Annotated in this window: 8 protein-coding genes; 4 read left to right on the forward strand and 4 right to left on the reverse strand. The window is 69.6% G+C overall.

The window, feature by feature from the left end; genetic code table 11:
- Positions 1-88: 88 nt before the first annotated feature.
- The gene (locus VFO68_RS17820) at positions 89-622 is read left to right on the forward strand and encodes a DinB family protein (protein ID WP_325159432.1); all 534 of its coding nucleotides are present in this window, start codon (positions 89-91) and stop codon (positions 620-622) included.
- An 80-nt stretch (positions 623-702) separates the two neighbouring features.
- On the opposite strand, the gene VFO68_RS17825 is transcribed toward VFO68_RS17820, so the two are convergent.
- Positions 703-1,566 carry an aldo/keto reductase gene (locus VFO68_RS17825; RefSeq protein ID WP_325159433.1) on the reverse strand — a complete coding sequence of 288 codons (864 nt, stop codon included), beginning with the start codon at positions 1,564-1,566 and terminating at the stop codon, positions 703-705.
- A gap of 260 nt (positions 1,567-1,826) precedes the next feature.
- On the opposite strand from VFO68_RS17825, the gene VFO68_RS17830 reads away from it, so the two are divergent.
- Positions 1,827-3,026: a cytochrome P450 gene (locus VFO68_RS17830; RefSeq protein WP_325159434.1), complete on the forward strand. Its 1,200-nt coding sequence runs from the start codon at positions 1,827-1,829 to the stop codon at positions 3,024-3,026.
- Between the two features lie 1,357 nt (positions 3,027-4,383).
- On the opposite strand, the gene VFO68_RS17835 is transcribed toward VFO68_RS17830, so the two are convergent.
- Positions 4,384-5,265: a hypothetical protein gene (locus VFO68_RS17835; RefSeq protein ID WP_325159435.1), complete on the reverse strand. Its 882-nt coding sequence runs from the start codon at positions 5,263-5,265 to the stop codon at positions 4,384-4,386.
- Positions 5,266-5,479: 214 nt separating this feature from the next.
- On the opposite strand from VFO68_RS17835, the gene VFO68_RS17840 reads away from it, so the two are divergent.
- A complete protein-coding gene (locus VFO68_RS17840) occupies positions 5,480-5,797 on the forward strand; it encodes a hypothetical protein (protein WP_325159436.1) in 318 nt (105 codons plus the stop codon).
- Between the two features lie 163 nt (positions 5,798-5,960).
- Here VFO68_RS17840 and VFO68_RS17845 read toward each other — a convergent pair whose 3' ends face one another.
- Complete coding sequence (locus VFO68_RS17845) at positions 5,961-9,917, reverse strand: tetratricopeptide repeat protein (protein ID WP_325159437.1); 3,957 nt, start codon at positions 9,915-9,917, stop codon at positions 5,961-5,963.
- A gap of 12 nt (positions 9,918-9,929) precedes the next feature.
- On the reverse strand, positions 9,930-11,498 hold the full coding sequence (locus tag VFO68_RS17850; protein WP_325159438.1) for a hypothetical protein: 1,569 nt from the start codon (positions 11,496-11,498) through the stop codon (positions 9,930-9,932).
- Between the two features lie 239 nt (positions 11,499-11,737).
- Between VFO68_RS17850 and VFO68_RS17855 the strand changes: the two genes are divergently transcribed.
- Positions 11,738-12,439 carry a Crp/Fnr family transcriptional regulator gene (locus tag VFO68_RS17855; protein ID WP_325159439.1) on the forward strand — a complete coding sequence of 234 codons (702 nt, stop codon included), beginning with the start codon at positions 11,738-11,740 and terminating at the stop codon, positions 12,437-12,439.
- The last annotated feature ends 925 nt before the right edge of the window (positions 12,440-13,364 follow it).

The following is a 13,364-nucleotide window of genomic DNA, read 5'->3' on the forward strand; positions in this document are numbered from 1 at the left end:
CCCCGGCGGGATTCGTCACAGAACTGTCCCCGTGTGGGACTGTCAAACTTGACGTCGCCGTCCTGACCGCCATATCGGAGGTGATCGCATGCACGAGGTGACAGCGCTTCTCCGCGAGTACGACCGTGCCCGGACCTACACCGACCAGCTATGGCAGGACCTCAGCCCAGACGAGGTGACCTGGCGGCCGGACGAGAACTCCAGCGCGATCGGCTGGCACCTGGGCCATCAGGCCCACGTCGCCCACTTCATGGTCCGCAACCTCACCGCGGCCGAACCCAGCCCCGACCCCGAGTTGGACGGCATCATGGACTCCGCGCAGCCGGAACGCTTCCGCGGCGCGCTGCCCACCATCCAACGGCTCACCGCCTTCCGCGAGACCGTGGCCGAACGCGTGCACGCGCGGATGAACGCGATCGCGGGCGGCCGGGTCGCAGCACCGGCTCAGCTGAGCATCGTCGCCACCCACCTGCTGACGGCTCTGATCAACCACGAGTACCAGCACGACCAGTGGATCGGCGAAGTTCGCGCCGGCCCGCTCGGCCACGCGCTTCCGCCCGATCCGGACACCGAGCACGTGTCCCGTCTGGACGGATACCTTGTGCTCTGTCCGCTTGGCTGAACCGTAGGGCCTGTTTCAAAGTCGCCTGCTGCGCCAGCAGCCGCACCTGGAAGTCGGATCCCGCCAAGCCGGGGTCTGGATCATCCGGCGTGCTCGGTGAGCGAGCTGACCTCGGCAGCGGTCAGCCGGACGGCCGTCGCGGCCACGTTTTCCTCCAGGTGCGGCACGGACGAGGTGCCCGGAATGGGCAGGATCGTTGGCGACCTGGCCAGCAGCCAAGCGAGCACGATCTGCCGTGGTGTCACCTGGTGGCGTCGCGCGATTTCCCGGACCAGAGGGGTCTCGTCGGCGTCCTGCAGTGGCGCCCACGGCAGGAAGGCCAGTTTTTCCCGCGCGCAGAGGTCGACCAACTGCTCCGACCTGCGGTCGGGGACGTTGTAGCGATTCTGGACGGACACGATCGAGGTGAGCAGCCGCGCCCGCCGAACTTGCGCTTCGTCTACATTGGACAGACCGATATGCCGGATCTTGCCCTGGTCCTTCAGAGTGACCAGAGCACCGATGGAATCCTCCAGCGGTACGTCCGGGTCGGGCAGGTGGAGTTGGTAGAGCGGGATCCGTTCGAGCCGCAACCTGCGCAGGCTGCCTTCGCAGGCCTCGATCAGGTGTTCGGGACGGCCGTTGACCGACCACTGCAAGGGCCCGGGCCGCTCCAGCCCGCCCTTGGTCGCGATCACCAGATCGCCGGGGTAGGGGTGCAGGGCTTCGGCGATGAGCTCCTCGCTGAATCCGGGACCATACGAGTCCGCGGTGTCGATGAAGTTCACCCCGAGCTCGACGGCCTTGCGCAACACCGCCTTCGCCCCGTCGCGGTCTGGCGGCGATCCCCAGATTCCCTCGCCGGTGAGCCAGATGGCGCCGAACCCGAGTCGGCTGACCGTGAGGTCGCCGCCCAACTCGATCGTTGCCGCTATTCCCCCGGGCACGACGGGCCGAGTCTCCACAGACAGCTCCTCTTCTTTTGCCCAACGCTATCGGCCTTCGGCTTCGAACGGGAGCTCCCCAACCCGGCAACCGGCACCATGCCCGCCAGCCGGGCTCGTGCGGCGGTTGCTTCCCGATGCCGAATCACTACAGTGAATTGGTGAGCGTGACCGGGAAACGGGGGAGGGCGCCGCAGTCGCCCCTGCTGGCCGAGATCATGAGAAGATCGGATCCATTCGGTCTCCCCCCGGGATTGGCGACACTGGGTTCCCTGGGTCCGGTGCACCATACCGTCAGGGAGAACGGGGAATCGGTCTGGCTGGTTTGCCGGTACGCCGAGGCCCGCGCCGTGCTGGCGGATACGCGGTTCAGCTCGGACCGATACCGCACCGCCGACATGGGGAGCCTGACCGAGGAGCAGCGCAAGGTCGTGACCGACACGCAGCGACGTGCCGGGGCGTTGCTCCAACTGGACCCGCCGCAACACACCCGGTACCGGCGGCTGCTCGCCGGGCAGTTCACGATGCGACGCATGCGAAAGCTGCGGGCGTTCATCGAAGAGACCGTCACGGCGCGGCTGGACACGATGCTGGCCGCGGGCAGTCCCGCTGACCTGGTCGCCCAGTTCGCCCAGCCGGTTCCCACGCTGATCATCTGCGAGTTGCTCGGGGTTCCCTACGCCGACCGGGCTAGGTTCCAGGACTGGACGGCGACGTTTCAGCGGTTGGACATCTCGGTCGACGAGCGGCACGAGTCGGAACGGCGGCTGCACGAGTTCATGGTGGAGTTGGTGCGGCGTAAGCGCGTCGAGCCGGCGGACGACATCATCTCCGCACTGGTCCAGGACCGGTCGGCGCACCCGCCACTGACCGATGTCGAGCTGGCCAACATCGCCAACCAGTTGCTCATCGGCGGCCACGAGACCACGGCGAACACGGTGGCACTCGGCACGTTCGCCCTGCTGGAGCACCCTGATCAGCTCTCCGCGCTGCGCGCCGATCCGACGCTCATCGACGGCGCGGTTGACGAGCTGCTGCGCTTCCTGTCGATCGTCCAGTTGGGACTGTTTCGGGTGACGACGGAAGACGTCGAGTTGGCCGGTGTCCGGATTCCGGCCAACAACCTTGTGCTGATCTCGACCCTCGCGGCCAACCTGGATGCCAGGCGCTGGCCGGACGCCGCGACGCTGGACATCAGCCGAGACCAGGGGCCGCATCTGGCGTTCGGGCACGGAATCCACCTGTGCGTCGGCCAGCAACTGGCCCGGGCCGAGATGACCATCGCGTTCACCCACCTGCTGCGCCGGCTGCCCAACCTCCGCCTGGCCGTGCCCGCCGACAAGATCCCACTGCGGCAGAACGCGGCCATCCACGGCGTCATCTCCCTGCCAGTAGCCTGGGACAGCCGCAACGCACACCCGGCCCCACCATCACCCGGCCGGGGCCCGCGGCCAAGGAAACAGCCACCTGGTTCGGCGTGACCCAAGGTCTTCATGACAGTTGGATCGGATTGCCCGGACGACCAACGTTCTCGGTGCTTCGGCCGTCGCCTTAACGGGGGTGACCAATCTCGGGCTTTCCGCGTGCGCGCAACCGGCAACTGTTCCCGGACCTCCTGCCGGCTCCGGTGCCTCCTTGCGCCTGTCGCACCTCCTGCGGCCAACGTCGTGGCTCCGTCGCCGCCCCCGACGCCGGACGACCTCACCGCCTGAAAGGCTACCTCAGCCAAATACCTCTCAACCCAGGGTGAATACACCCACACGTCGGCAGAAGCGGACGTCGTGAACGTTCCGGCTCCCTGAAGCACATCCTCGCTTGCCGCACCTGCCGAGGAGTCCACACCAGACCGTCGGCTTCGCAGACGGCGGGTATCTCCTCCCGCCCCAGGACGGTCCGGTTCCATGATCGCCTCACGCCGGCCCGCTCCTACGTTGCGTCGCTGATCGGCGAGCAGGCCCTCGAATTCGGAGATGGCTCGGGCGGCATCGCCGATTCGGGCTCGACCGCGGCTCAGGTAACTTGGGAATGCCGGGGTGCTCACGCGTGACCGTCAAGCGAGAGGAAGCGTTCGGCTCATATGTGCCGGACCGTGGGATAGCGACTGCTTAGGAGTCCACTGCGCCGGGTCCCGCGGTCGGCGAGTGCGTCCGGAGCGGGTGGCCGCTGGTTTGGCAACGACGTGCGGTAGGTGGTGGCTGCGGCCTGACCGGCCCGGCGCAGGATCACCGTGCGATGACGCGGACCAGTGGGCTGGGGTCGGTCAGCGCCGCCTCGGCCGGACCGGCACGCGGGCACCACACGCTACCGCCTTGAGAGCCCGGCGTGAGCCCTGGCGGCTCGGGCGCTGGTCTTCTCAGGCCTAACCTCGCGGGAGTTCGTACTGGAATGTATCCGGATGGGCACGAAAGCCTTTATTACCAAGAAAGCTGGCGATGATCACCTCGTTCCAGCGATCGTGGCCGCGGCGGACGGGAACCCCTACACCGCACCGGACCACAGCGGGATCATGGTCACCCACGAGGGCGATGGTCGACCTGACTTCTCACCGCCACTTCGCCGATGCCGGCGACGTAGCGGCGCCGCCCACGCCGGCGCGGCGACCAGGCCGTTGCTGACTTCAATGGCAAGTGTCCGCGCCCTCGCTGCTTTCCGCTTCGCTCATGTCAGCGAGTGTTCGCCGGTCCGCACCGCGGCGACCATCCCCGCCGGTTGTCCGATCGGGAAGCGACCGGCGCACCGACGGGAGGACCGGGGCGGACGCTGGAGCATTCGACGGTTCCAGTGGACCGGAGCGGCCATGTCCTGGCCGCCCCGGTCCTGTTGGGCCGTACCGCCTGTTCAGGTCAGCCGGATGAAGACCGGCGGGATCGGGAACGCACGGTCATTGTTGATGAGCACGCCAATGGTCGCCTGGCCGTTTTGGACTCGGGGCACCCCCAACCCGGGGTTCGGGGTGAACGAGCCATTGATGGTGTAGACGCCGGAGTACGTCTGGCCCTGGCTGGTCCGCACCGGCGGGTCATTCTGCGTGACAATGGGAAAGGTCGCGACGAGCGAGTTGATCTGCATGGTTCCGACCGAGCCGACCGGTCGGCCGTGGGCCACTTCCTCGGCCGGTAGCTGGATCTCCGGCGGCAGAATGCGGGGTAGGACCCGCACGAGGTCGCGTGCGTTGTTGTAGCAGTACTGGATGATGAAGGTGAACCGCATCGCCCGGTAATGAAGCGGCTCGATGTAGGTCTGCATCGTCTGACCGAAGGACCGGCAGTCCAGCCCGTCGCCGGACGGCGGCGGCTCAGTCGGTGGCGGCTCCGGCTGTCCGCCCATGCCCGGGTCGGTGGGCTCCCGGGTCTGGACCTGTACCGAGATGACCGTGTGCGGGGCACAACTGGTGTGGGAGACCGATCCCACAGGCGTCCACGGACCCACGCACACGATGGGGCCAGCACCCGGCTGGAAGTGCTGCTGGGTCATGATCACCCGGTGTTCCCCGACACCGCTGGTGCACAGGCTTTGCGCGTAGGTGCCCCCGTTGACGGTCGTGCAGTTCGCCGGCATGGCCAGCGCGGTCGATTCGGTAGCCACCACCGCCACTGCGGTGGCCAGCATGGTGAACGAGACGATCGCGGTCAGGCGTCGCCGCCAGGTGCCCCGCCGCCGCGCCGGCGGCTGGTCGATCGGTGGTCTTCGCGCGGTCAACTCGACGGGCGTGTGCCGCATAGGTCCTCCTCAGATCCCCGAGTAAACAAGGCTGAACTGCGACGATCGAACGAAAGGTCAATATATTGGCGATGGTCTAGACAATCTAGCCACCATTTGGTCGAGCACCTCGGCAATGACCACAATTCCGTCCACAATGGACCGCTCGGTCAGCGAGGAATAGTCGAAGCAGTCCGCCGGGGCCGGTGCTGGACAGCCGGTATGCCGCCACGTCGTGCACGGCCACACCGCGCCGGGCGGCGGCCGCCACCACGGCGGCCTCGTCCAGTTCCGGCGGGAGCCCGGCGACCAGGTGCAGACCGGCGGCGATGCCCGCCGGCCGCAACAGCGGCGCCCGCTCCCGCAACGCGGTGAGCAGCACGTCGCGGCGGCGTCGGAAGATCGGCCGCATCCGGCGCAGGTGCCGGTCGAACTCGCCCCGGACGAGGAAGTCGGCCAGCGGGTGGCTGAGTTGGGCATGCTGCCGGCCAGCCGGGACCGGGTCTGGGCCACGACCGTGTCGGTGTATCCGATCGTGTGCGCCAGTGGTTGAGGGCGCGCCGTGCCCGCCCGGCTGCGGGGCCGGTCAACCCGGGCAGCGCCCGGCGGGCGTCGTGGGCCTCGTCCTTGGCTTGCGCTCCGCGTAGCCGCAGCTTGGAAGAGATCTGGCGGGCTCGTCGGCCCGCGGCGCGGGACCGGTCCCGTCCGCAACCTGCCTAGGGCGGGGACGGCCCGGTCCGGCCGGCGAGTTCGAGGTCGATGCGCCGGAGCACGGTCTCGATGTCGAGGTCGGCGTCGGTGACCTCGGGTGGCATCTGCGGTAGTGGCGGAGCCGGCGGTGGCGGGTCGTCGGTGAGTCGGGCCAGGCGTTGCCGGCACTCCTCGTCGGGCGCGCGCTCGTAGTGGGACCGGTAGAGCTTGGTGGCGAGGTCCCGGTCGGCGGCGGAACCGGTCAGCTCCCACAGTTCGGCGTGGATCGCGGCCTGCTCAGCGGGTTCCGGCCAGTCCGGCAGCAGGTCGTTGAGGTGCCGCGCGACCGTGCCGGAGTCCAGCTGGCCGGCCGTGTGCGCCAACCGCAGTGCCAGCAGGCGGCAGTGCAGCCGGTGGTGGCGATGGTCGATCCGGTCGGCGATCTCCAGCGCCTCCGCGTTGTGCCGCTCGGCTTCGGTGGGCCGGTCGCGGTCGGCCCGCAGCCGGGCCAACCAGTAGAGGTACTCGCACACCACGTAGGGCGAGGTGAGGACGCGAGCCAGCCCGACGGTCCGGTCCAGCAACCGGTCGGCGACGTCGAGCCGGCCCTGCGCGGCGGCGGTCAGCCCCAGGTTGCCCAACTGGCCGAGCAGGCTGTGCCAGTCGCCGAGGTCGAGCGCGATCCGCAGGGCGTAGCCGAGGCAGCCGACGGCGCGGGCGTTGTCGCCGTGCTCGCGGTACAGCTCGCCGGCATTGCCGATCAGGACGGCGGCCAGGGACCGGAAACCGATCCGCTCGGCGGCGGCCCGGGCCCGTTCCAGGTACTCCATCGCCCGCATGTGGTCGCCCTGCCGGACGTACACGCCGGCGAGGTCGTTGGCGGCGTAGCTCACCCCGCGCAGGTTGCCGGTGTCCTCGGCGATTCGCAGTGCCTGCCCCAACAGATCGACCGCCGTCCGGTGGTCGCTGGTGTGCCCGTGCACCAGGCCCATGTTCTCCAGCGCGATGCTCCGCCCAGTCTGGTCGCCGGCCTCGGTGGCGATGGCCAGGTGCCGTTCGGCGGTGGCCAGCGCCTCGGCGTAGCGCCCCTGCTGGAAGTGCGCGAAGGACAGCCGGTCGAGCGTGCTCGCCACCCCGGGCAGATCACCGAGCCGCTCGAACTCCGCCCCGGCCCGGGTCAGCCAGTCGACGGCGTCGGCGTAGGCCCGGCGGTAGGTGCACAGCAGGCCGAGCTCGCGCTGGCTCCTGGCGACCACTGCCCGGTCACCCGCCGGCCCGGCGAGCCGGATCGCCTCGCGGTAGGCCTGTTCGGCGTCGGTCCACTGCCCGGTCAGGTGCCACACGCCGCCGAGGTCGACCAGCACCGCACCCCGCTCCTCGGCCGGCAGCAAAGCGAGCAGCCTTTGGTAGTAGCCGACCGCGGCCTCGTTCGCGTAGGTGGACCGCGCCGCGTCGCCCGCCGCGCGAAACCAGATGAGCTGCTTGGCCGGGTTGTCGCCGCGGCCGTAGTGGTAGGCCAGGGCGTCGACATACGCCGCGAGGTCCGGCCCGTAGGTCCGCTCGATGAACCGTGCGACCGACTCGTGCAGTTGCGCGCGCATTGCGAAGGTGAGTGTGCCGTAGGCCGCTTCCTGGGTGAGAACATGCCGGAACGCGAACTCCGGCTCCGGTCCGGCGTGCCGCACCGGGGTGAGGTCGAGTCGGTCGAGCCGATTGAGGTAGCCGCGTACCACGTCGGCGCCACCGAGCTGCGGGTAGGCACCCCAGACCCAGCTCGCCGGGAACACCTGGCCGATCACGCTGGCCACCTTGACCGTCGCCTGCTCGCCCTCGTCGAGCTGGTCGAGCCGCGCGGTCAGCAGGCTGCGCAGCGTGTCCGGCAGCTCGATGGCCGCGACGGCTTGCGGGTCGGCCGGATCGAGCCCGCGAGCGTGCACCAGGCTGGCCAGTTCCTCGAGATAGAAGGGATTGCCGGCGCCCCGGGCGGTCAGCGCGTCGAGCAGTTCGGCGGACAGCACGACGTCCGCGCCATAGAGCCGCCGCAGCCGGCCGGTGACCAGGCGCTCGGCGTCGGGCGCGGTGAGCTCCGGCAGGGCCAGCCCGCGATGATGCTCGAGCCGGGTCAGTGGCTCGAGCACCGTCGCCGCCCCGCTGTCCGGACGAGCCGTGACGACGAACAGGACTGGCGCGGCGGCGATCGTGCCGGCGAGGAAGGCGAGCAGCCTGGCCGAGGCCGCATCCAGCCAGTGGCAGTCCTCGAGGACGATCATGGTGGGGCCGGCCGCGGCGCGCCGGCGCAGCACGTCGGCGAGGAGTACCCGCAAGGCCTCCGACCGGGTGGCGGTGTCCAGGCCGGCGGTGAGATCCGTGTCCGCCATCGGGAGGTTGACGACCGGGGCGAGCAGTGGCGCCCGGTGCGTCGAGCCGCCGTCGATGGCGGCGACCCGCTCGCGCAACCGGTCCTGTCGCGCGGCGAGCGACTGGTCGCCGGTCAGTCCGAGCAACCGGTGCCAGACCGGGCGCCAGCCGAAGAAGCTCGTCAGGGTCTCCCGCGCGCTGGCCGCGCCCTGGTAGGGCACGAAGCCCGCGCTCGTGGCGATGCGGACCGCCTCGGCGGCCAGCCGGGACTTGCCGACCCCGGCCTCTCCGGTGATCACGACGAGTTGGCCGCGGCCGGCGGCGGCCCGGTCGACCAGCGTGCGGAGCCGGTCGACCTCGGGTTCGCGTCCGATGAGCCGCTCACCGGCCGCCGCCCGGCCGGCCCGCTCGGCGACAGCGTCGACCTGCCAGACCGGGACCGGCGCGGCTTTGCCCTTCACCACAACCGGCTGGAGTGCTTGGGCCACAACGGATTCTGCCACGCGCTCGTGGGTGCTCCGGTCCACGAGCACCTGACCGGGCCGGGCGGCCTGCATGAGCCGCGCGGCCAGGTTCACCGCGTCGCCCATGACCAGATACTCCTTGCGGCGCAACGAGCCCACCTCGCCGCAGTACGCGTATGCCGTGGTGAGCCCGGCGCGGAACGGGCCGCCGGGCAGGCCGAGCAGGTCCAGGCAGCAGCGGACCGCGCGCTCCTCGTCGTCCTCGTGGCTGACCGGTGCGCCGAAGCAGACCACGAGCAGGTTGCCCTTGTCCGCGGTGTCGATCTGGAGCAGATGCCCGCCGTGCCGGTCGATCGTGCGCACCGCCTCGACCGCGAACTCCTGGAACCGCTCGGCGGCCCATTCGGGTAGGCCCACGAACGCGACACTGACCTTGCGGTGTTCGTTGACCAGACCGCCACGCCCGGCCAGCAGCCGGGCCGCGATCGGGCGATGCAGGAACGGCGCCAGCCGGGCGGTCGCCGCCTCGGCTGCCGGCACCGGCTCCGGCTCCGGCTCCGGCGGGGCGGCCACCGGCGGCACCAGGCCGGACACCAGGTGCACCCGGCCCCGCCGCCGCGCCGTCTCGATTCCGGCGCACGCGTCCAGCAAGGTCTGGTCGACCAGGACCTCGCCCGGGGCGCCGACGTGCTCGGCCGCGGCGGCCAGGTCGACCGCGTCGCCCATGACCACGTACTCGAGCCGGACGTCCGGGTCGCCGAGCACGACACCGTGCAGCGTGCCGAGGGCGAGCCCGGCCTTCATGGTCAGCTCGAACCTGGTGGACTCCGACCGCATGTCCAGCGCGCACCGCACCGCCAGCCGGGGGTCGTCCGCCGGGAACACCGCGGTCACCGCGTCCCCGGCGAACCGCACCACGTTCCCGCCGTACCGAACCGCCCGTTCGATTAATTGTCCGAAGTAGACGTTGAGGCGCCGGTTCAGCTCCTCGGTGCCGCGCGGTCCCGACGCGCTGAGCGTCTCGCTCAGCGCGGTGAACCCGGCCACGTCGGCGAACAGCACCACCGCGTCGTGGCGTACCGGGCGACCCACCGGCGGCGGCCCGTGCCGGACCAGATCGATGACCTGGTCCGGCACGAAGGGCCGCCAACTCGAGCTCAACCCGGTGGCCTCCTACTGGATCTGCCCGGTGTACTGCAGGGTGAAGGCACTGCCCGCCCTGGCGCCCTTGGCGTCGAAGCAGATCACGGTGGCCACCCGGCCCACCTGGGGCACCTCGCCCGGCATGCTCCCCCATATCTCGTCGCCGCCGTCGCTCCACCCCCCGAGTTGGCAGCGGGTGGTGCCATTGCCGTAGGCGGTGACGTGCACCGTGCCGCCGTCCCAGCTCTGGCCCTGGGGCGAGAAGCCGCCGCGCTGGTACGGCAGCAGCACGTCGAAGGGGCTGTCGTCGTAGTCCCGCGCTCCGATCCGCACCGACCCGGTCCGGTCCATCGCCCGGCTGAACTGGTAGGCCGGGTTCGTGGTGTAACCCCGGTCCTGCCGCCAGGGCTCGTCCACCAGCGCGTACGCGTAGGACATCATGTTGTCGCCGATCACGTTCATGTGGTCCATGTACGCGATGGTGAACTGCTGATCGGCCGCCTGGCCGGTGCCGGTGTAGCACTGGACGACCGCGATCTGGCTGGCCTGCGCGGGCCCGAACCAGACGAGCCGGCAGTCGGCGGCCGTGTCGCCCACCGCGGTGACCTTCGCGGTTCCGCCCGGCGAGACCGCGTAGATGGTGGGAATCGTGACGGTGTACCGGCCCGGCACCTTCGGCGAGTGGTCGACCATGATCGGGCCGCCCCGGTTGTTGTACTGGTAGGACGGGTTCGCCGGGGACCTGCCGTCCCCGCTGGGCTGGTCGACCAGGGCGAAGGCGTAGGTGTTGGCGGTGCCGCCGCCCGAGGTGTACGACGCGAGGAACTCACCGTCGGCCGGCCCGCCGGTCCCGGGGTCGAAACAGCGAACGTTCAGGCGCAGGAGCGAGCCCGCGGACGCCCAACGGGTGCTTGCGATCTTGCAGAACGACGGCGTCGTCCCATAGGTCGTCACCTGAGCGTTCCCGCCCGGGCTCCCCAGGCCGGGAAACTGGACGGTGTAGACGCCGCGGCCAGTCCTGGTGATGCTGTTGGCCTGCCCGGTGCTGTTGTAGGACCAGTACTGGTCGGGCGTGAAGGGGTACGGGACGGCGGCCGGCCAGGTCCACGGCTCGCGGTGCTGCCACACGTAACCCGTAGTGAACAGGTCCCGCCGGCCGTTCACCGAGCAGGATTCCACGGTGCGGGTGTAGAAGGTGTCGGTCGACTCGACCGCCACGCGAATCTGGCTTCCCACGGCCGGGTTCCGCAGGGGCCCCCAGATGACCTTGTTCAGCCGTCCCAAGGACTTGGCCGAGAACAGCGTCATGTCCCGCATCTGCTGAGTGTTGTTCGTTGTCAGGTGCGCCGGAATCAGGAACGACGTGTGGAAGAACCACTGGCCGGGCGGGTTCGACTGGTCGGCGACCCAGACGTGGACACTCCTCGGCCCGTCGAGCGTCGAGGCGAGGTCGATGGTCAGGCCGTCGCGGCACACGTGCTCGGTCTGGAACATGTCCTCGCTCACCGAGGTCCACATGGCAGGCGCGAGACCGGGGTTGGCAAGGGTGATCGTGACGGCGATCGTGATGGCTAGCGTGACGAGGCGGTGAGGGCGCATGGGGCGGTCCTCCAACTAACTGCTTTCCAGGGTGCGTCTGTGGACTGTCCTCGCGCAGAGCCGTCGGCGCTGTGCCACAGAGCACACAGCCGGTGTCGCCGTGCCGACAAGGGACGTTTCAGAACGGAGAACTTTGCGCTGCTGCCGGCATTTGCCGGCGAGCGTTTGCCGCCCTGGTCGGGAACGGCGACAATGGGAACTGCCGTTGTCGCACCGGCCGGAAAGGGGCGATTCGGTCGATGCCGCCGAACGCAGAGCCGCTCGACCCGGTCGGCATTCTCGGTGGCACCACCCTGTTCGCGGCGCTGGGGGACTCCGAGCTCGAATCCGTAGCCGCGCGGTGCCTGCGGCGCACCTACGGCAAGGGACAATACCTGTGTTACCAAGGTGACCCCGGGGATCGGCTGTTCATCGTCGGGCGCGGTCTGGTCAAGGTGGTTCTCGTCTCGGACCAGGGCGGCGAGATGGTCCTGATCACCCTGGGCACGCACGAGATGTTCGGCGAGCTCGCGGTTCTGGACCAGGGTCCCCGGTCCGCCTCGGTGGTCGCGGTGGTACCGACGACCGTGCTCATGCTGACCCGCCCGGTGCTGCTGGAGCTGATGGGCACCCATGCCGCCGTCCGCGATGCCCTGCTGACCTCGCTGGGGGCGCTGGTGCGCCGGCTGACCGAGCAGGCCGGCGACCTGGTGTTCCTCGATCTCGGCGCCCGGCTCGCCAAGCTGCTGCTGCGGCTGGCCGAAGACAGCGGCCAGACCGGGGACCGGATCGTGGTCGAGCTGGGTCTGACCCAGTCTGATCTCGCCGGAATGATCGGCGCCAGCCGGCCGGCGGTCAACCGCGTGCTGCAGACGCTGGTCGCCCGCGGCCTCGTCGAGATCAGCGGTCACTCGATCGTGCTGCGCGATCTGCTCGGGTTGCGGCGGCGGGCCGGGGTATGAGGCGACCCGAAGCACAGCCGAGCTGTAACCGGCCGCACAGTGCGCCGCGCCGCCGGGTCGCACCATCTCTGGCATGAAGATTTACTGCACGGTCTCGGTCATGGTGAAGCTTCTCGCCACCTGTCTCATGTGCGGGCTCATCGCGGGAGTCATGTTGTACCGCTGAAATGACGCCGCCGCCATTCGAGTACCGGGCACATGAGTAGTGGGTCAGCGTTCGGGCCGTACCCAGACTCCGCGCTCGTGCATGAGGTCGATCTGAGGCTTGATCACCTTGTCGCGGTACCCGGCGTGGTTCATCGGAGCGGGAACGGGTCCACGGGGTCCTCGACGACGACGTCGACCGGCTCCTGGACCGCGGCGGCGGTGTGATGGGCCTCATCTGCCCATCCGACCGAGTGCCCAAGACGCTGCTGCTGGGAGCGGTCGTCCCCGAGCTGAGCAGTTCCTCACCCGCTACAACGCGCCATACCCGGCGGTGGCGATGCGGCTACGGGCGGTGGTACATGCCGGCGAGGTGCACTTCGACGAACACGGGCCGTACGGCGAGTTGTTGGAGCCGTCGCTCCGTCGCCGCCACCAGCTGATCTCTACGGGGTAGGTGTCGGTAACCGTCTGGACGGTCGCAATCGCAAAGCCGACTGCAGCGCGGCCACCACACACGAGGCCGCCGTCCCCAGCAGAATAGCGATTACAAACAATTGGTTGCGCGCCCGATCTTCGGCCTGCTGGTCGAACAGCACGAACGCGACCGGGTTCAGGACATCCTCAGTACCCCACATCAGCCGGCCACGACCTGCTCAATAGGAGAATCATCCGGAAGTCCCCGGCTGGCGAGGTCGTCGGCCTGATCCGGAGAGTGCGCAACAACCCGCACCCCACGATTGGACGCTCCCACCTCCTCGGAAGTCAGATCCAGGTTGTC

Origin of the sequence: Actinophytocola sp., from assembly GCF_035712165.1 — a bacterium.
Taxonomy (GTDB): domain Bacteria; phylum Actinomycetota; class Actinomycetes; order Mycobacteriales; family Pseudonocardiaceae; genus DASYTH01.